This is a genomic window from Paenibacillus xanthanilyticus (assembly GCF_042682185.1).
Taxonomy (GTDB): domain Bacteria; phylum Bacillota; class Bacilli; order Paenibacillales; family Paenibacillaceae; genus Paenibacillus_Z; species Paenibacillus_Z xanthanilyticus.
Window position 1 is genome coordinate 2,285,001 of record NZ_JBHUHA010000002.1, and the last position, 20,193, is coordinate 2,305,193.

General features: G+C 58.1%; 13 protein-coding genes (1 of these 13 cut by a window edge). 2 read left to right on the forward strand and 11 right to left on the reverse strand.

All coding sequences use genetic code 11. The features are described 5' to 3' along the window. From ligA to ACFSKT_RS27695, 7 genes are all read right to left on the reverse strand, one after another. Positions 1-722, reverse strand: partial view of an NAD-dependent DNA ligase LigA gene (ligA, locus tag ACFSKT_RS27665; protein ID WP_377720688.1) — the beginning only. Its footprint begins 1,312 nt before the window's first position; the window shows 722 of its 2,034 coding nt (coding positions 1-722); its start codon is at positions 720-722; the stop codon falls past the left edge of the window. A 115-nt stretch (positions 723-837) separates the two neighbouring features. Further along, positions 838-3,189, reverse strand: a complete 2,352-nt coding sequence (gene pcrA / locus ACFSKT_RS27670; protein ID WP_377720687.1) for a DNA helicase PcrA — start codon at positions 3,187-3,189, stop codon at positions 838-840. A 302-nt stretch (positions 3,190-3,491) separates the two neighbouring features. Continuing rightward, complete coding sequence (gene pcrB / locus ACFSKT_RS27675; RefSeq protein WP_377720690.1) at positions 3,492-4,208, reverse strand: heptaprenylglyceryl phosphate synthase; 717 nt, start codon at positions 4,206-4,208, stop codon at positions 3,492-3,494. A gap of 47 nt (positions 4,209-4,255) precedes the next feature. Then, the gene (locus ACFSKT_RS27680; RefSeq protein ID WP_377720686.1) at positions 4,256-4,609 is read right to left on the reverse strand and encodes an STAS domain-containing protein; all 354 of its coding nucleotides are present in this window, start codon (positions 4,607-4,609) and stop codon (positions 4,256-4,258) included. A gap of 26 nt (positions 4,610-4,635) precedes the next feature. Then, positions 4,636-6,681 (reverse strand): ATP-binding SpoIIE family protein phosphatase, encoded by a 2,046-nt coding sequence (locus ACFSKT_RS27685; protein ID WP_377720685.1) that lies wholly within the window; start codon positions 6,679-6,681, stop codon positions 4,636-4,638. A 62-nt stretch (positions 6,682-6,743) separates the two neighbouring features. Then, positions 6,744-8,549: an AfsR/SARP family transcriptional regulator gene (locus tag ACFSKT_RS27690; protein WP_377720684.1), complete on the reverse strand. Its 1,806-nt coding sequence runs from the start codon at positions 8,547-8,549 to the stop codon at positions 6,744-6,746. Positions 8,550-8,661: 112 nt separating this feature from the next. Further along, positions 8,662-11,190 carry a U32 family peptidase gene (locus ACFSKT_RS27695; RefSeq protein WP_377720683.1) on the reverse strand — a complete coding sequence of 843 codons (2,529 nt, stop codon included), beginning with the start codon at positions 11,188-11,190 and terminating at the stop codon, positions 8,662-8,664. 560 nt (positions 11,191-11,750) lie between these two features. Between ACFSKT_RS27695 and ACFSKT_RS27700 the strand changes: the two genes are divergently transcribed. Then, on the forward strand, positions 11,751-12,719 hold the full coding sequence (locus ACFSKT_RS27700) for a sugar phosphate isomerase/epimerase family protein (protein ID WP_377720682.1): 969 nt from the start codon (positions 11,751-11,753) through the stop codon (positions 12,717-12,719). A 171-nt stretch (positions 12,720-12,890) separates the two neighbouring features. Here ACFSKT_RS27700 and ACFSKT_RS27705 read toward each other — a convergent pair whose 3' ends face one another. Continuing rightward, positions 12,891-13,109, reverse strand: a complete 219-nt coding sequence (locus ACFSKT_RS27705) for a DUF2759 family protein (RefSeq protein ID WP_377720681.1) — start codon at positions 13,107-13,109, stop codon at positions 12,891-12,893. A gap of 621 nt (positions 13,110-13,730) precedes the next feature. Here ACFSKT_RS27705 and ACFSKT_RS27710 point away from each other — a divergent pair. Continuing rightward, the gene (locus tag ACFSKT_RS27710) at positions 13,731-14,108 is read left to right on the forward strand and encodes a PH domain-containing protein (RefSeq protein WP_377720680.1); all 378 of its coding nucleotides are present in this window, start codon (positions 13,731-13,733) and stop codon (positions 14,106-14,108) included. A 229-nt stretch (positions 14,109-14,337) separates the two neighbouring features. On the opposite strand, the gene uvrA is transcribed toward ACFSKT_RS27710, so the two are convergent. The 3 genes from uvrA to ACFSKT_RS27725 all read right to left on the reverse strand — a co-directional run bounded on the left by uvrA (position 14,338) and on the right by ACFSKT_RS27725 (position 20,168). Further along, positions 14,338-17,223, reverse strand: coding sequence for an excinuclease ABC subunit UvrA (gene uvrA / locus ACFSKT_RS27715; RefSeq protein WP_377720679.1), 2,886 nt, complete (start codon positions 17,221-17,223; stop codon positions 14,338-14,340). A gap of 183 nt (positions 17,224-17,406) precedes the next feature. Beyond that, complete coding sequence (gene uvrB, locus ACFSKT_RS27720; protein WP_377720678.1) at positions 17,407-19,407, reverse strand: excinuclease ABC subunit UvrB; 2,001 nt, start codon at positions 19,405-19,407, stop codon at positions 17,407-17,409. Between the two features lie 317 nt (positions 19,408-19,724). After that, on the reverse strand, positions 19,725-20,168 hold the full coding sequence (locus tag ACFSKT_RS27725) for a MarR family winged helix-turn-helix transcriptional regulator (protein WP_377720677.1): 444 nt from the start codon (positions 20,166-20,168) through the stop codon (positions 19,725-19,727). Positions 20,169-20,193 lie beyond the last annotated feature (25 nt).

A 20,193-nucleotide genomic window follows, 5' to 3' on the forward strand; every position in this document is an offset into this window, starting at 1 on the left:
TCCGCGTAGCCAATATTATAGAAAAACGCGTTCAATTTGCGCTCGGCCGTGATGCGCGGATTCTGGTTGCGAAGCGCTCCGGCTGCGGCATTGCGCGCATTCTTGAGCGGCTCCGCCGCCGTCCGGTTGTACGCCTCCAGCACCGACAGGTTCATAATGCCCTCGCCTTGCACTTCGATAATTCCCTCCGAAAACGGGATCGTCAGCGGGATCGACTTGATCGTCTTCACTTGCGCCAAGATGCCTTCCCCCACAACGCCATTGCCCCTTGTGGCGGCTTGGACAAGCCGACCGTCGTCGTAGGTCAAGTTAAGCGTAAGGCCGTCAAACTTCAGTTCGACAACGTAACTTGGATCGGGAAGCGGAACGCCTTCCGGATTTTTGGCATTATAGTCGGTAATCGCCTTGCGGACGCGAGCGTTCCATGCCAACAGATCCTCGTTGTCCTGCGCTTTATCCAAGCTCCACAGCCGCGCCCGGTGACGATGAGGCTCGAATCCTTTCAATATATCGCCGCCCACGCGCAGCGTAGGGGAATCCGGCAGTATGACGCCCGTCAGCGTCTCCAAACCGGTCAACTCATCATATAACGCGTCGTACTCCTTATCGCTCAGCGTAGGTGTATCCAGCGTGTAGTAGTTATAATTATGCTCCTCGATCAACGCCGCCAACTCGCGCATGCGCGCCAGCTGCGCCGGTTCCGCGCCTTGTCCTTGCACCATCGCCTAATCCGCCTCTCTTCTAAATCCGTATAAATTGCCTGCTTCGTTATGTAAAGAGAGAGACGCCCGCGTCTACTTCCATTGCCAGCGCCTCTCTTATGATGCAGTACCTGCTTTATTCTACTTTGGTGATCGGAGCAAAGCTGGCCAGCAGCTTCTTGATGCCGACCGGAGCCGGAAACGCGATATTGAGCTCCATTTCGTTGCCCGCGCCTTTCGCCGATACGACCGTCCCGACCCCGAACTTACCGTGCGACACGCGATCTCCCACCTTAAAGTCTTTGGAGCCTCCCGATGTCGCGCCTCCGGAAGCCATGCGAGCGGCGTCCGCAGGCGTCGTCACCCGAACGCCTCCCGCACTTGGGGCACCTGTCGAGGCACCTGTGCTCGGTCGAGAAACGGCGTTGCCCGACGCGCCGCGGAATCCAAAGCCGGATCCGCCGCCCGATGCGCTGCTCCTGCCCCCGCCAAATCCGCCGTTCAACGGACGGCTGCTTGCGCGGCCGAACATGGACGCATCCTTCTTCAGCTCATCCGGCACCTCGTCCAGGAATCGAGAGGGCTTGTTCGCGTTCGTCCGTCCGAACAACGTGCGTACGCGCGCGCAGGTCATGAACAGCTGCTTCTCCGCCCGCGTGATGCCCACATACGCCAGCCTTCTTTCTTCCTCGAGCTCTTCGTTGTCCATAAAGGCCCTGCTGTGCGGGAATACGCCTTCCTCCATGCCGATGATGAACACGACCGGGAACTCCAGACCTTTGGCGCTGTGCATCGTCATGAGGATGACCGCGTCCTTCACGCCGCCTTCCGGTTCGTCTTTATCGACGGAGTCGATATCCGCGATCAACGCCAGATCGGTAAGGAACGAAACCAACGACTTGTCGTCGTTGCGCTTCTCAAAGTCCTGCGTCACGGACAGAAACTCGTCGATGTTCTCGAGCCGCGCCGTGGATTCGAGCGTATTCTCCCGCTGCAGCTCGAGCCGGTACTGGCTCATCTCGAGAATCTTCTCGGTCAGCTCCGTCACGGAAAGATACTCCACCATCTGCGTCAAATTCGAAATCATGTCGCGGAATTCGCGAAGCGCCGTACGCGCCCTGCCGGTCACGTCGATCCAGTCGAGCTCTTCCAGCAGCGCGAAAATCGAAATGCCGCGCGAGCCCGCGATATCGGCCAGCTTGGCGACCGTCGTATCGCCGATGCCCCGCTTCGGCACGTTGACGACCCGCTCAAAGCTAATATCGTCGTCCGGGTTGGAAATTAACCGCAGGTAAGCAAGCAAATCCTTGATCTCTTTGCGATCATAGAACTTGATGCCGCCGACGATCTGGTACGGGATATCCGATTTGATCAACGTTTCCTCGATTACGCGGGACTGCGCGTTCGTCCGGTACAAAATCGCGTGGTCAGCGTACTTCTTGCCCTGCTTGATATTCTTCTGAATCTCGCCGGTGACGAAATAGCCCTCTTCGTGCTCGGATTCCGCCTGGTAAACGGTGATGGGCTCCCCTTCACCCCGGTCGGTCCACAGCTTCTTCGCTTTGCGACCCGTATTCAGGTTGATGACCGCGTTGGCCGCGTTCAGGATGTTCGACGTCGAGCGATAGTTCTGCTCCAGCATAATGGTCCGCGCTTCCGGGTAATCCTCTTCGAAATTGAGGATGTTCGATATGTCCGCGCCCCGCCAGCGGTAGATCGACTGGTCGCTATCGCCAACGACGCAAATGTTGTGATGCTGATCGGCCAGCATTTTGCACAGCATATACTGCGCGCGGTTCGTATCCTGATACTCGTCCACGTGGATAAAACGAAATTTATTCTGATAAAAGGCCAATACTTCGGGTACATCCGTGAACAGTTCGATCGTCTTCATGATCAGATCGTCGAAGTCGAGCGAGTTGTTGAACTTCAGCCGCTTCTGGTAGGACGCGTATACTTTGGCCACGATGCCGTCGAAATAGTCGCCGATCTTATTCTCCAGCCGTTCGGGCGTCTGCAGCTCGTTCTTCGCCGCGCTGATCTTAGCCTGAACCGCCTTCGGCTCGAATTTCTTCGTGTCGAGGTTCATGTCTTTCATGATGTTGCGGATGACCGACAGCTGGTCGGCCGAATCGAGAATCGAGAAGCTCTGCGAAAATCCGATCCGTCCGATGTCTCTGCGCAAGATTCGCACGCACATGGAGTGGAACGTCGATACCCAGATATCATGGCCGGAAGGCCCGATGAGCGCGGAAACGCGCTGCTGCATCTCCCTTGCCGCTTTATTGGTAAACGTGATCGCCAAAATGCTCCATGGCGCTACGCGGCGCTTCTCGATCAAGTACGCAATCCGGTGCGTCAGCACGCGCGTCTTGCCGCTGCCCGCTCCGGCCATAATCAACAACGGACCATCGGTGGCCTGCACGGCCTCCCGCTGCGGCGGATTCAGTTTCTGCACCGCCTGTTCGATACTGAATTCGTTTAACATATGAGGAATAAAGCTCCTTTTGTTCGCATTTGTTCGCCTATTCCCAGTCTAGACAACCGCGCCTGCGGTGTCAATTTGATTCTGGGTTTTGCAGACATTTGGCAGGACTTCAGCAATCGCCCGCGCGACATATGCGTTTCGGCATAATCGGAGAGGCGTGAGGCTGCTGATTGCGTCAATATCCCTTGCACGCTGCCATTTGGGTACCGCAACAGCGCCATGAAAAAGAAAACAGCCCCCTGCTCGGCTGTCTTGGCTTATCGATCCGATGATGGGGAGCTGTATGTATTATCAATCGCTGGCTAGGCTTGCTTTAGTTTGCAGGCCGTTCGGCGGACGGCGGCGACTGTCGCGAGCGCAGCGTCCAGTTGGTCGTACACGACATTGCCGACCACGACCGTATGGGCAAGCGCGGCTGCTTCGCCCGCTCGCTCGGGACCGTCGATCCCGCCGCCGTAAAATAATCGCGCGCCCGTCAGCAGTTTGCCGGCTCGATCTACGAGCGACATATCCCCGAATGAACCGCTGTACTCGATGTACACCACCGGAAGCCGCATGAGCCTGTCCGCCATGTAAATATGCGCGGCGATGCCCTCGGCATCCTGTATCGCGTCCGCTCCGGTTACCTTGGCTGCTTCCGCGTCCGGATTCAATATGATGTACCCCTCGGCGGAAGTCATCTCCCAGGGGACGAACGGACCGAATTTACGCAGCGCCTCGATCTGATTGCCCGCGATCCATTCGCCTCGCCGCGTGTTCAGGACGAGGGGGATAAAATACCAGTCGAAGCCCGGTACGGCCGCCTCTATATTCGACACCTCGAGCGCGCACGGCACCTCGTAGCGGCGGATGCGCGACAGCAGTTCCACGGTGTTGTCGTAATCGACGCCGCTCGATCCTCCGACGAGGATCGCATCCGTGCCGGACATGCAGACTGCATCCAGCGCTTCATCCGAGATTTCCCGCTCCGGATCGAGTTTGAAGACGTGCCGCCATTCGGCGTAAATTTCGCTTTGCATGTTAATCATCGCATTCCTTTCTAAGTTGCGCTTCCCAAGGATGCCGCTTACAACGATTCGATGCGCTGCATCACGGAAAACTCGTTCGGGTACATCATGATCCATTCCGTCAAGCCGACCATCCGGAACAGCTTCTCGTAATGCGGCGTGATCCCCCATGCGAACGTGTGCATCCCGGCCTTCTTGGCTGTCCGCGCAAATCGGATCAGTACGGCCATGCCGCCGCTGTTGATATAGGTAATCCCCGTTAAATCCAAAACCAAATAACGCACTTCGCTGGCGAATTCGGCTGCGAATCCGTCCAATATTTCATGCTCGGATGCACGGGTCAGCTCGCCCCTAAGCTGCATGACGCAGCCCCCGGGAAACTGACGCTTCTCGATGACCAATGGCTGTTGCACTACCGTCGCCTCCTTTGTTGTGCGCGCTAAGCGCGCGTTTTACGCATAAAATAAATTTCGAGGTAAAAGCCCCGCTCGTCCCGCCCTGTCGCCCAATAGTCGGATAACGCGTCGATGAGCACCAGCCCCCAGCCCCGCGGATCCTCGGATTCCCGCTTGCGGGCCATTTCCTCCTCGTTGCGCGCCACGTGCGGGAAGAAGCCTCCCCCGCTGTCGTAGATCCGAATGACCGTAATCCGGCTGCCCACCTGCGCTTGCACGGCGACGACTGAACCCGGCCTCCGCCGATTGCCATGCTCCATCGCGTTCATGATTCCTTCTGACACGGCGCTCTGCACGTCCTCGCCGAGTACGGTCTCCGGCCAAAACGTCGACACCAACATGCCCACTTGCTCCGCTACCATCCGCTCGGTGCCTTCCGCACTGCCCAGCATCCAGTCATGCGCATAAAAACGGCTGGGCGCCAGCTCGTCCAACAAGGCGCCGTGCAGGGCGGCTGCCGCTTCACGCTCGGCCGCCTGAAGCCAATAGGCGTGAACAAGCTCCAGCACGACGATCGTACGGTCGTCGTTGTCTTTGGCATACTTGGCATCCATGCGTCCAAGCCAGTCGTCCACCCGCTCCGGCAAGTCGAGGCCCGGCCCCCACCGCGCCAATTCCTGCTCCAACCCGTCGAAGCTGTACATCCGTCCCGCTTCATCCATCGCTTCGATCAAGCCATCGGTATAGAGCACGAATTGATCGCCAGGCTGAAGCTTGAGCACCATGGACTCATATTGCGTCTCGGGATCGATGCCGATGGGAAGCGAGCTGCAATCCAACGCCTTGATGCTGCCGCACTCGCTTACGATATACGGAGACAGATGGCCGGCGCTCACATACTGAAGCGTGTCATGAACCGAATCGACGACGCCAATGCCTATCGTGACCGCCCCTTCTTCGCCGAGCGCCTCGCACAGCTCCTCGTTGATCCGCATCATCACCTCGGCCGGATTCCCATTGCGCCTGATCTCCGCGCGAAAGAGCATCAGCAGCGCCGACATCAAGAGCGCCGCCGGAACGCCTTTGCCCGATACGTCGCCGATCATGATGGCGAACCGGTTCGGCCCCAAGCTGAGCACGTCGAAAAAGTCGCCTCCCACCTCATGGAATGGCCGGCTTCTCGCGGCGATCCGGTAGGAGCCGATCGTCATATCGCCCGGAGGCAGCAGCTTCTGCTGCACTTTGTTGGCAAGCCGCAGCTCCCGTTCGAACTGCTCGTATCGCTGCCTTGCGCGTGTCTGAAGTTCATGGAACACGTGCGCTAAATCGCCCGCCACGCCCTCCAGGTCCCCCTTCGCTCTGGGCGCCCCCGGATGCTCGTGCATGATTAGTTCCCGCAGACTGCGGATCATGCGGCGAAATTCGACGCGAAATCGCGTCGTCACCAAGACGGCCAGCGACAAGCCCAGCGCCGCGTCGATCGCTGCCGCGCCTATAAAAGCTCCCGAGTCGAGGGTGCCGGGCTGATTGCTCTGGATCAGCATAAGCTGCAGCACATTCAACATCGCGGCTAGGAACATGCCCAAGTAGGTGGTCAACAGCGGCCAGATTATGGGGAGGCTGCGGTCGCTCCCATGCTCTCTTCGCAGCTGCAGCACCGTCTCTCGCAGCACGCCTCTCACGGCGACGAACAGTAGGACCGCCATCGTTAGCGACATGCCGATACCGCCGGTTAGAATGTCCGCGTAAGCCTGAACGCGATCCCTTTCCACGCCAAGCGCAACGGACACCCCGTTGCTGACTAGGCCCGCGATTAACATCGATGCCGAAATCTGATAAGGATAGCGGAGCAGCCTCCAGACCGCCGAATGCGCCTTCGCTCGTTGGCCTAACAGCCGCTTGACCGTGTGGAGCCGCCAGGCTAAATGAATGCCGAGCGCCGCGATGATCAATGAAACGACGACGAGAGGGTAGGGCATCCCTTCGCCTTCGACGTGCGGAAGGAGCCGATGCGACACGATATGATTTTTGACGGTAAATATCAAGAGGCCTGCCAGTACCGCCGCGGTTTGGGCCGCGAACAGCCTCATATACAACCGTCTCCACGCTATGGACATTGCGGGCGACATCGTATCCCTCAAGGATCGCCGCATCAGTTCCATAACAGGCGTCTGGTCTCTTCCAACGGTTCGGAACCGAACTCTTCTTCGTACATGCGCTCGAGGCGCTTGTACCAACCGATCGCCTCGGCCCGGTGTCCCTTAGCCAGACAGTGGCGAATCATCGCTTCATAAGCTTCTTCCTGCTTCGGACGCAGCCCGATCCATTCGCTTAGCGCTTGCTCGGCCTTCACTTCATCCCGAAGCTCGGTATAGTAAATCGCCAGCCGTTTCAGCATGTTCGTCTGCCTATCCAGCATTTGTTCCCGCGTGCGCTCCAGCCACTCCACGTTCGGGAGCTCCGTCGCCAGCTGGCCGTACAACGGCAGCGCTTCCTCATAGAGGCGGCAGGCCGCTTCCCGGTCATCGTTCCACAGCTGATCCCCGACCCTGGACAACGTCATGTACGCCTCCGCGTCTACATGCTCGATAATCTGCTCGTCCAACCCGATTACGCCCCGTTTGACGTAGACCGGATCGGACATTCCCATCTCGCGAAGCGTATGGCGCAAATCGTGCAGCGTAACGTAAAGCTGGTTCGATTGTTTGGCCGATTCGCCTTCGCCGAATACGCGCTCGAGCACCTGCTCGCGATTGGCTTTGTAGGCAGGCTGGAGCAGCAGATAAACAAGCAATTCTCCCGCCTTGCGGCGCTTCCATACCGGCTCGGCCACTTGACCGTCCGCGGCGCTGAAGCGCAACCCGTCGATCAGTTGAACCCGCCAGCGCCGATCTGCCGGCACGGACGGCGGCTCTTGCTCCGCCAATTTCTGCTGCTCCTCGGCATCCGGCTGCGTTCTCGCCGACTCGGCCGCCTCTTCCCGGATCGACTGTATGCGCAGCTCCTCCAATTCGATCAAGCGGCGCTTGATCTCCGGCGAAGACACGAGCGCGGCATACCCTTCCACAGCCTGAAACAGTTCTCTCGCGCGCGAATCGTCCCCACGCTGCAAGCCTCTGCGAAGCTCCGCGGCCGCCGCGTAAAACTGCACTTCGATATCGTCATCGAGGGAGCGCGGCGGCCTTCGATTCGCTCGACCGAAGCAGATCGCGTTAACTAAGTAGACGTATCTCGCCGGTAGGAGTTCGATCGTCTCATCCTTCGGCTTGCCGCCCGCATTCAGCGTCTCTTTCAACGCTTCTCCGAGCGAGGTGTCATCTAGACTGCGGCCCAGCCACTGCAGCAGCAATCGCCATTCCGGATCGGCCAGCGCATCGCGCTGCGGATCATACAACAGCCGCTCCAGCATGACGATCGCCGCCCACAGCGGCTTCCCCTCTTCCCTGAACCGGTACGCCGCCGCCTGAAACAACTCCTCCGGCGCGGTTAAGCCGCCCTGTTCGCCCAATCCGCCTCCCGCCAACGCGCGCGCCAGCGCCCACGGCACGAAGCCGCTGCACGCCTGTCCGGAATGCGCCCATTCCGTCCGCAAGAAATCGATCACGGGCGTGGAATCCGACCGATCCCCAACCTGCTGATACAATAGGCCCAGCATCCCCATCAGCGTCAGCATTGCCTGCTCGTTCGCTTGCGCGGCGAACGCCCGCAGCGCGCTTTCGATCAACCGCTTCGCATCGCCCAAACGCCCTTGAAGCAGCCCTTCCTCGCACTCCGCTTGCAGCAGCAAAGGCGAGCTATTCCGAATGGCGGCCGGTATGACGGCCAACATGTCCGCCGATACGCGCCTGCCGTCCAATATCGCTCGTTCCAGCGATAATACGCTATCTGTCCATGCATCCGCGTTTTGGGATAATTTTCCATTATATTCCATCGTTGGTTCCCCACGTTCGATTGTCATTGTAATCTCTCCTCTATTTCGCTTCCATACGCCAAAATACCTGCCTGTCGCGCTAAAGTCTTGCTTTCTGAACGCAAAAAAACGGGGACCTCGGCCCCCGTTTCTCTCGTTGCTATTTCACCAGCTGTCCGCGCGTCACGCCGAGCTGATTGATCGCTTTCAGACTTCTCCAAACTTGCGTGCCGTTAATACGCCCGCTGAGCGCATCGGTATAAAGACCGATGACCTCCTCTACCTTCTCGGCGGTCTCTTCCAAAAATTCGATGCGGAAGGAACCTACGCCAAGATCCGCGAATTGACGCAAGTATTCGGCGCCGGATTGCTCGATGGCGTTGTACACGGTATTGCGGCAACCTTCGTCGACGCGCACCGGATGCGACATGCCGATCCGGTCGCGGAGGGAAGCACGCTGTTCTTCGCACGGCCGGCCGCAGTTCGTGTAATCCGTCCCTTCGCTCATGAAGGTGCAGTACACGCAGTGCTCCGTGTGGAACATCGGCAAATGCTGATGGATGACCACTTCCATTTTGGACGTGTCCGAGCGGCCCAGCAGGTCGAACATTTGCTGTACGTTCAAGTCGTACGAAGGCGTTACGAAATCGCAGCCCGCTTCGAGGAACAAATCCGCCGCTTTATGATTGGCGATATTCAGCGAGAAGTCGCCGATCAAACGCGGGAACCCTTCTCCGCCGCGTTCCGCGCGGGCGCGCATGTAGTAATACAACGCCCCCGTATTCCGAACGAGCACCGCATCCGGCGCCAGCTTCAGAATATTGGCGTGGTAGCCGTTCTCGCCCGGCATATGGATGCGCGGCGTGGCCAGCGCGATCGGCTTGCCCGCTTGGCGCGCGATCTCTAGCGCTGCCGGGAACTGCTTAATAAACTCGAAATCCGCGTAGACCATCCCCACGCCGGAGCGAACGGCCGCTTCGACCTGCGGCAGCGTCCGGCAGAGCGCCGTCAGGCGGGATGCCGCCGCCTGGGATGTCGGCATCGGCAGGACGACCCTGCGCTCGCGCGCTTCGGCATCGGCATATACGTCGACCTCATGCTTCACGTATACCGGCGGCTTCGGACGTTCGCCCGCCAGCTGCTCCACCGCCTCACGCCGCATTCGGTTCAGCTCGCGAACCGGCACGATCAGGTCGCCTTGGAGTTCGGCGTCCAGCTTGTCCAATTGATAGAGCGTGCCGCCTAGGCGTCCGAACTGCTCCTCGAGCAGCGCGATATCCATCGGACGCTTCTGCGCGGCTTCCAGCTCCAGCTCGGAGACGACCTCCACGGTCGTGCCTTTGTCCACATCCGTCCACCACGTCTTGAGCGGCTGGCCGAGCGTACCAAGCACCTTCACCCGAAGCGGGAACACCCGATACGGCTTCTCCGTCTCGAACGTGGCGCGCAGCCGCTTGTCGAGCGCCGGATCATTCGTCTTCCAAATCCGGTCGCCGACATGCACCTTGCGCAGGTCGACGTCATTGCGTCCCGGCACGATCTCGAGCAGCGTGCCGTCCTGCGCTTCTCCTTCGATCTTCACGCCTTGCCGGCGCAAATCGTAAATCCGGCCGCCTTCTTCTTTCTTGGTCGGGTCCCCGGCGTCGAACACGATGCCATCCCCGCGTTTGAGCGGTGTTTCGATTCGGCACACGACCGCGTCGCGAAGCACGCGCTCGACGCGTCCGAGATATACGCCGCGACTTTTCGGGAACGTCCCTTCGACGAGCATTTTGTTATTCGTGCCCTTCAAGAAGCCGTGGGTAAACCCGCGCGAGAAGCTCTGCTGCAGCTCCTCGATCTCCTGCTTGGACGGGGCCGACCGATCGCCGTCGAAATATCGGTCGATCGCGGCGCGGTATTTGCTCACCACATTCGCCACGTATTCCGGGCTCTTCAGTCTGCCCTCGATTTTGAACGAGGTGACGCCCGCTTCGATCAGCTCCGGCATAATGTCGATCGCGGCCAAGTCCTTCGGCGACAGCAAGTAGGCCACATCGCCCATCGGCTTGTGCTCTCCGTCGACCATCAGGTCGTACGGCAGCCGGCATGCCTGCGCGCACTCGCCGCGGTTAGCCGAGCGACCGCCCCACATTTCGGATGTCAAACATTGACCCGAATACGACACGCACAGGGCGCCGTGCACGAATACTTCCATCGGCAGCTTCGCCTGATCGCCGATCGTCTTAATTTGCTTCAGGTTGTTCTCCCGGCCCAGCACCACGCGTTCCATATGAAACGGCTTGGTGAATTCGACGGCCTCCGGCGACGTGATCGTCATCTGGGTCGAACCGTGAATCGGGAAATCCGGCGACATCTCGCGAATGAGCTTTACCAGCCCCAAATCCTGCACGATCACCGCGTCGACGCCAGCGTCAATGCACGCTTCGATCAGCTGCTTCGCCTCGCGCAGCTCGTCTTCGAACACCAATATATTAAAGGTGAGAAACCCTTTTACGCCGTAGCTGTGCAGGAACGCCATGATCTCTGGCAGCTCGCTCATTTGAAAGTTATTCGCTCTTGCCCGCGCGTTGAACTTCTCCACGCCGAAAAATATCGCATCTGCGCCATTCGCCACCGCCGCGCGCATGCAGTCCCAATCGCCTGCCGGCGCGAGCAGTTCAACGTCTGCACGCGTTATTGTTGTCATCTTCTAATCCGCCACCCTTTGTCCATTGCTATTCTTCTAAGTGTACCAGAGTGCCGCGGCCGATTCCACCGACAGCCGTTTCCAAGCGGCTGATCGCTAGCGGGAAACCAAAACCGCTCGCTATGGAACAAGCTGATAGGAGCGGTTGCGCGGTCTAATAAATCGTAAAGGTTTGAAGGCTTTCTCGACCGGATCGTGGTTGTTTGCCATGTCGCACGGAATCCTCCGGCAACAGCCCCATCCTATAATCACGGATTTCATCCTTTGTCCTTTGTACTTTTAGCATAATGAGGTTACTACTATTTCTTGCGTCCACCTAAACCAATACGTGCCTGCGAAGGTTGGGCTATGGGTTTGGATACGATTTTGACCCGAGCCGATTCTCACCTATTTATCGATTTTCCCTTATTCCTTGCGGCTTCCGCATGACAGCGCTTTTATCTTTTTGCCCTTTTATTGTGTGATTTTGCCATTCTGTCCATTGATCGCTATGCCGCCCGTCTGGTCATGTTATAATGAAACCATTCTTGCACATCTCATTTTGGGAGGTTTATCGATCCATGAAACTTGGTGTTTTTGCTGTGCTGTTCGCACAGAAACCTTTTGAAGAAGCACTCGACTATATCGCGTCGAAAGGCCTCGAAGCCATTGAAATCGGAACGGGCGGCTATCCGGGCAACGCGCATTGCGATCCGGACGTCCTGCTGGCCGACGAGAGCAAACTGAACGCGTTCAAGGAAGCGGTCACTTCCCGCGGCCTGACGATCAGCGCCCTCAGCTGTCATGCAAATCCGCTCCACCCGCAAAAAGCGATCTCCAGCGAGCATGACGCCATTATCCGCAAAACGATCGTACTCGCCGGCAAGCTCGGCGTTCCGGTTGTCAATACGTTCTCCGGCTGCCCGGGCGACCATGAGGACGCGAAATACCCGAACTGGCCAGTCGCGCCTTGGCCGAACGAATTCCAGGATATTCTGAAGTGGCAATGGGAAGAGAAGGTTATCCCCTACTGGACCGAAATCGCGAAGCTGGCAACCGAGAACAACGTGAAAATCGGTCTCGAGCTGCACGGCGGCTTCTCCGTCCACAGCCCAGCTACGCTGCTTCGTCTGCGTGAAGCCGCAGGCGACGCCATCGGCGCCAACCTCGACCCGAGCCACATGTGGTGGCAAGGCATCGATCCGGTGCAAGCGATCCATATTCTCGGCCGCGCCGGCGCGATTCATCACTTCCACGCGAAGGACACGTCGATCGACCCGATCAACGTCAACAAGCACGGCGTAACGGATATGCAGTCTTATGCGCTTATGCTGGACCGCGCTTGGCAGTTCCGCACGGTCGGCTTCGGGCACGACCTGAAAACATGGGCAGACATCATCAGCGCGCTGCGTCTGGTCGGCTACGATTATGTCGTGAGCATCGAGCATGAAGACGGTCTCATGTCCGTCGACGAAGGCTTCACCAAAGCGGTTCAGAACCTCCAGCAGGTGCTGATTCGCGAGCCGCTCGGCGAGATGTGGTGGGTGTAAGCCCAGCTTCATAGCAACGATTAATAGCCCCATTGTTCGGCGGAAGGAACTTCCGCCGAACAATGGGGCTTGTCGTATCGTTTACATAGAAAAGCCGCCGGCATCCGGGGAAATCCGGGTACCGGCGGCTATATCGGGTAAAGCTTGCAGTAGCTGAAGATCAGCAGCTGATTACCAGCCTTGGATCATGACGTAGTCCGAGAACAGGAATACGCCGGCGGCAAGAAGCGTGAAGCCGATTGCAAAATAGTTCTTGTTGCGCTGCTTCACCAAACGGAAGAGGCCAATCAAGATGACGATCGTAAAGAGAAGCATCACGATGTCGTACGGATCGAACAGACTTGTCGATGTTGCCGCTTCCGCAGCAGCTTCCTCTGCGAGATAAAACATAGGGGACCTCCTTATTTTCGCACGTAGCCTATATTAACTTAATGTTAGCTTTTACCGGTCAGTCTGGCAAGTCCATATTCACATTCGTAACAAGTTTGTCACCATTTCACGCTTGACGATTCGATTTTAAGGCATGCCCCTCATTTTTTGCTATTCTTTGTACAAAAGTAAGGGGCCGCCGTTGAAGAATCCGTCACAATCGAATGCGAGATTCAGATAGTCAACTTCACACTCCGGTAATCATTACGTGAACCCATCGTTGAAGGCGAACAACTTCAAACTTTAGGGAACAGCGCGATTGAAACCGGCTGTCCGCTTGCCGTCCTCGTCGAGTGACTCGTGATGACGCTCGGATACGCTTTATATCCATGACTTCTGCTTGATGAGCCTTGATTGCTTCATTCTTCCCTGTAACAATAAATTGTCCATCAGCGGCAATGTTTATAACAGACTAACCCAGCATTTCACTTACTCGTCCGCCAGCGTCACTCGACAATGGCCTCCTGCAGCAACTCATCCTCACAGAAGAGAGGTATTCAGTTGGTTTAGCATCCGCATTTCCGCAACGCAAGACACATAAACTGAAAATAGAGCCTTATAAGGCCCAAGGGAGCGATTTTCATGGGACTGTTCGACAGCATGATGGGGAATGCATCGGAAATACCGGTCGGCGAAATTCAGCAGGAGCTCCGCCCTGTTCTGACGCCTGGCGAGCAGGTCGAGAAAGCGTACAAGGTGTTTCGGGACGGCATCGTCTTCACGAACAAGCGACTCATCCTGATCGACAAGCAGGGCGTTACGGGCAACAAGACGGAACTCCTCTCGATTCCGTACAAAAGTATTATCCGCTTCTCCCGCGAGAGCGCGGGCACGTTCGACCTTGACGCGGAATTGAAAATCTGGCTAAGCGGCCAGTCGATGCCGATCGTCAAGAAATTCAATAAGCAGGTCAATATTAATGAGATCTACGCGAAGTTGAGCCAGTATATTCTAGGCTGATCGCCGCGAACGCAAAAGAGGCCCCTGCTGCGATAGACGCAGTAGGGGCCTCTTCCGGATAGGCACCTCGCCGTGCGAGCGGACAAGATGCCTTGGACGCGTCGGGCGGGCAATCCTCCCGCGTTGTCGCCATACCCGAACGGTTATCTAGCGCTCTAACCCGCATGCGTAAGGCGCACGATCCACGCTTGCAACCAATCGGCACGCCTGCCGAACCGGCATGTTACTGCTATTCGGCCTGCGCGGCCGCTACCGTCTCGGCGGCGCGATGCGCTTCTTCCGTCCGCTTGCGGTCCCGCTCCAAGACCGGCTTCAAATAACGGCCCGTATAGGAACCTTCTACCTTGACGACCTGCTCCGGCGCGCCGGTCGCGACGATCGTGCCGCCTCCGCTGCCGCCTTCGGGACCCAGGTCGATTAAATAGTCGGCCGTCTTGATGACGTCCAAATTGTGCTCGATGACGAGGACGGACTCGCCGGATTCGACCAATCGATGAAGGACGACAAGCAGCCGGTCGATATCGTCTACGTGAAGTCCGGTCGTCGGCTCGTCGAGAATGTACATCGTCTTGCCCGTGCTGCGGCGGTACAGCTCCGCAGCCAGCTTGACGCGCTGCGCTTCGCCGCCGGAAAGCGTGGTCGCCGGCTGACCCAGATCCATATAGCCGAGACCGACGTCCATCAGCGTCTGGAGCTTGCGGTGGATGCGCGGCACGTTCACGAAAAATTCGGTCGCGTTCTCGATCGTCAACTCCAGCACTTCCGCGATGCTCTTGCCTTTGTACTTCACCTCAAGCGTCTCCCGGTTGTAACGCTTGCCCTTGCACACCTCGCACGGGACGTACACGTCGGGGAGGAAGTGCATCTCGATCTTGATAATGCCATCGCCGCGGCAGGACTCGCAGCGGCCGCCCTTGACATTGAAGCTGAACCGGCCCTTCTTGTATCCCCGCACCTTCGCCTCGTTCGTAGACGCGTACAGATCGCGGATGTCGTCGAATACGCCCGTGTACGTAGCCGGGTTGGAGCGCGGCGTGCGGCCGATCGGCGATTGGTCAATGTCGATAACCTTGTCGATATGCTCCAGACCCCGAATCTCCTTGTGCTCGCCGGGACGCACACGGGCCTTGTTCAGATCGCGTGCCAGCGTCTTGTACAGAATCTCGTTCACGAGTGTCGACTTGCCGGAACCGGACACGCCGGTGACCGCAGCGAATACGCCGAGCGGAATCTTGACGTTCACCCCGCGCAGGTTGTTCTCCTTCGCCCCGCGCACTTCCAGCCACTTATCGCCAGTCGAGCGGCGCTTGAGCGGCACCGGAATGAACTTGCGGCCGCTCAGGTAGGCGCCGGTCAGGGAGTTCTCGTTCTTCATGACTTCTTCCGGCGTCCCCTGCGCGATAATGCGTCCACCATGAACGCCGGCGCCCGGACCGACGTCAATGATGTAATCCGCGGCCATCATCGTGTCTTCGTCGTGTTCGACGACGATGAGGGTGTTGCCGAGGTTCCGCATATGCTCGAGCGTCTTGATCAGCTTGTCGTTATCGCGCTGATGAAGTCCGATGCTCGGCTCGTCCAAAATATAGAGCACGCCCATCAAGCTCGAACCGATCTGCGTGGCCAAGCGGATCCGCTGCGCTTCGCCGCCCGAGAGCGTCCCCGCCGCGCGGCTGAGCGTCAAATACTCCAAGCCTACGTTCGTCAAGAAGCCCAGACGGCTGTTGATTTCCTTCAGGATCAAATTCGCGATCGTGCGGTCCTTCTCGCTCAGGTCGAGCTGATCGAAAAATTGCTGCGCCCCGCCGATCGAGAGCGATGTCACATGCGAAATATTTTGCTTGCCCACGGTGACGGCCAAGCTTTCCTTGCGAAGACGTTGGCCCTTGCAGCCTCCGCACGGCTTGGCGCTCATATATTGCTCGATGTACTCCCGGATGCCATCCGAAGCCGTCTCCCGATAGCGGCGCTCCAGGTTATGCACGATGCCCTCGAACGGCACGTACGCTTCCTTCGCCATCCCGAAATCGTTCTCGTAGCGGAAACGCACCCGTTCGCCGCCCGTTCCGTACATCAGCTTCTTCATCTGCTCGCTCGTCAGCTCGCCGACCGGCACGTCGCGCGGAATGCCGAAATGTACGCACACCGCCTCAAGAAACTGCGGATAGTAGTTCGACGTGCTGCCCGCCCAAGCTTCGAACGCGCCTTCTTCGATCGAGCGGCTCGCGTCCGGTACGAGCAGGTCCGGATCGACAATCATCTTCGCGCCCAATCCGTCGCAATCCGGGCATGCACCGAACGGACTGTTGAAGGAAAACATCCGCGGCGCGAGTTCATCGATGCTGAATCCGCATTCCGGGCAAGCCAAATTCGAGCTGAACATGAGCTCTTCCTTCTCCATGACGTCGATGAGCACCTTGCCGTCCGACAGCTTAAGCGCCGTCTCGATCGAGTCGGCAAGCCTCGTCTGGATATCATCCTTGACGACGATCCGGTCGACGACGACCTCGATATTATGTTTCTTGTTCTTCTCAAGCTCGATCTTCTCGCTCAACTCGCGCATCTCGCCGTTCACGCGCACCCGAACGAATCCTTGCTTCTGCACGTCGGCCAGCAATTTGGAATGCTCGCCCTTGCGGCCGGAGACGATCGGCGCCAAAATTTGCAGCTTGGTCCGCTCCGGATATTCCATGATACGATCCACCATCTGCTCCACGGTCTGCGACGTAATCTCTATGCCGTGCTCCGGACAATGCGGCTTGCCGATCCGGGCGAACAGCAGACGCATGTAGTCGTAAATCTCCGTGACCGTGCCGACGGTCGAACGCGGATTGCGGCTGGTCGTCTTCTGGTCGATGGAAATCGCCGGCGACAGACCGTCGATCGAATCGACGTCCGGCTTCTCCATCTGCCCCAGAAACTGACGTGCGTAGGCCGATAACGACTCCACGTAGCGGCGCTGCCCCTCGGCGTAAATCGTATCGAAGGCCAGAGAGGACTTGCCGGATCCGCTCAGTCCCGTCAGGACGACGAACTTGTCCCGCGGTATCGTGACGTCGATATTCTTCAGGTTATGGGCTCTCGCCCCTTTAATTACGATCGATTCGCTTGCCACTTGGTTTCTCTCCTCCTGTACGTCCAGCCATATGCGCGCACATCCGTGCCGCCCGGCCCTCGTATCCTTGGTTAAACATTGCTTCCCGCCCATCCACTGCTGACGGACGTACCTACTCCCGCTATGCAAAGCGGCGATGCCTGTTAACAGACATTCGCCGCTGATTATCGTGATGATATGTCGTTAACCCGCGTCCGCGCGCAGCTCCAAAAGCGCGTCGCGCAGCTCTGCGGCCCGCTCGAACTGCAGGTTCTTCGCCGCTTCCTTCATCTCGGCCTCCAGACGCTGGATGAGGGACTGACGGTCCTTCTTGGACATCTTCGCCGTGCCGACGCCCGCCAAGTAATCGCTCTTCTGCTCGGCTACCTTCGTCGCTTCAATGATGTCGTGCACCCGCTTGCGGATCGTCTGCGGCGTAATGCCGAGCCGTTCGTTATTCGCGATCTGCAGGGTACGCCGCCGCTCCGTCTCCTTGATCGCCTTATCCATGGAGTCGGTAATCTTGTCGGCGTACATAATGACGCGCCCTTCGGAGTTCCGCGCCGCCCGACCGATCGTCTGGATGAGGGAACGCTCGGACCGGAGGAAGCCTTCCTTATCGGCATCCAAGATGGCCACGAGCGATACTTCCGGCAGGTCGAGGCCTTCCCGCAGCAGGTTGATGCCGACCAGCACGTGGAAGGTGCCCAGCCGCAAATCGCGAAGGATCGCCATGCGCTCCAGCGTCTTGATGTCCGAATGCAGATAGCGGACCTTGATGCCGACCTCCTTCAGATAGTCGGTCAGATCCTCGGCCATCTTCTTCGTCAGCGTCGTCAGCAGCACCCGCTCATCCTTCGCGATCCGATCCCGGACTTCGCCGAGCAGGTCGTCGATCTGCCCCTTGGTCGGGCGGACTTCGATAATCGGATCGAGCAGTCCCGTCGGACGGATGATCTGCTCGACCATCGTCGGGCAGTGCTCCATCTCGTACGGTCCCGGCGTAGCGGAGACGTAGATCATCTGGGTAATCTTCCCCTCGAATTCCTCGAATCGAAGCGGACGGTTATCCATTGCCGACGGCAATCGGAATCCGTGGTCGACCAGCACTTCCTTCCGCGCCCGGTCGCCGTTGTACATCGCTCTAATCTGCGGGAGCGTCACGTGCGACTCGTCGATGACGAACAGCATATCGTCCGGGAAATAATCCAGCAGCGTATACGGCGTCGCCCCTCGCTCGCGGAACGTGAGCGGCCCGGAGTAGTTCTCGATGCCGGAACAGAAGCCCATCTCCTGCATCATCTCGATGTCGTACCGCGTGCGCTGCTCCAGCCGCTGCGCCTCCAGCAGCTTACCCTGCTCGCGCAGCTCGGCCAGCCGCGCTTCCAGCTCGGCTTCGATATTCTTCAGCGCCACGCGCATCGTCTCTTCCTGGGTAACGAAGTGGGACGCCGGGAAAATCGCGACATGATCGCGCTCGCCGACAATCTCGCCCGTCAGCACGTCAATCTCCGTAATGCGCTCGATCTCGTCGCCGAACAGCTCCACGCGCATCGCCCGCTCGTTGTTCGCAACCGGGAAAATCTCGATGATGTCGCCGCGCACGCGGAACGTGCCCCGCACGAAGTTGATATCGTTGCGCTGATACTGAATGTCGACGAGCTTGTGAAGAATCAGATCGCGCGACTTCTCCATCCCGACGCGCAGCGACAGCACCAGGTTGCCGTATTCCTTCGGCGAACCGAGGCCGTATATACAGGAGACCGAGGCGACGATGATGACGTCGCGTCGCTCGAACAGGGAGCTCGTCGCGGAGTGACGCAGCTTGTCGATCTCGTCGTTGATGCTGGAATCCTTCTCGATGTACGTATCCGTGGACGGGATGTAGGCTTCAGGCTGGAAGTAGTCGTAGTAACTAACGAAATACGATACCGCGTTATCCGGGAAAAATTCCTTGAACTCGCTGCACAACTGCGCTGCCAGTGTCTTGTTGTGCGCAATGACAAGCGTCGGGCGATTCAAGGCCGCGATCGTATTGGCGATCGTGTACGTCTTACCCGTGCCCGTCGCGCCGAGCAGCGTCTGATGCTTCATGCCCTTCTCCACGCCCTCCACCAGCTGGCGTATCGCCTCCGGCTGATCGCCCTGCGGCGTGTAAGGCGATTTCAACTGAAAAATCCGCTTGTCCTCGCTGCTTCCGCTCATGATTCCGTACCCCCGTTCCCGCGCCTCTATCAAAAGGCTCTATGATTTGGTATACCCATAAACACCGCTAGGTTAGACGGTTATATCGATTAAGTCCCTCTAAATAACTTGCTGAAATTAACAGCAACGGGACAACATAAGAATATGTGTTCTCATCCATCTCATTATATCGGTTTCGTTCCTCCGTTGCAATTGCCCGCCAAAATAAAAAGGAGGCGCGGCTCCAAGCCGTTCCTCCCCCTCCACCATTCACGTTATAATGTTGCGCCATACAACTAAATATCGCGAAAGCAGCCTTTCCGTCAAAAAAGGCTGCCTTACTTTAGTGCCAAATAATGTTCGGTCGTCCGGTTGAATTTCTCCAGCAATTCGCCCAGCGAGCGTCGCTCTTCGTCGGACCAGTCGCCCAGCAATTTGCCGAACAGCTCCTGCCGCGCCTCGCGCACTTCGTACAGCTGCTCGCGGCCGTATGGCGTGATGTGAAGCAGGTTGATCCTCGCATCGCGGACGTCCGATTTGCGCTCGACGAACCCCTTCGCTTCCAACGACGCCGTCTGCCGGCTGAGCGTGGACAGATCCAGTTGGAACGCATCGGCGAGCGCTTTGATGCCCTGGGCTCCCTTCTCGTCGAGACGGTGCAGGAGCAGATAAGTGGAACGGTCGAAATCCTTGTATTTCAAATATGCGATCCTCGCCGCTTCCGCCCGGCGGACGAACACGGCGATCTCCAACTCGATGCGCTCGATGTCCTCTCGATTCATTGTCGATCCCCCGTTTCATGTCTAG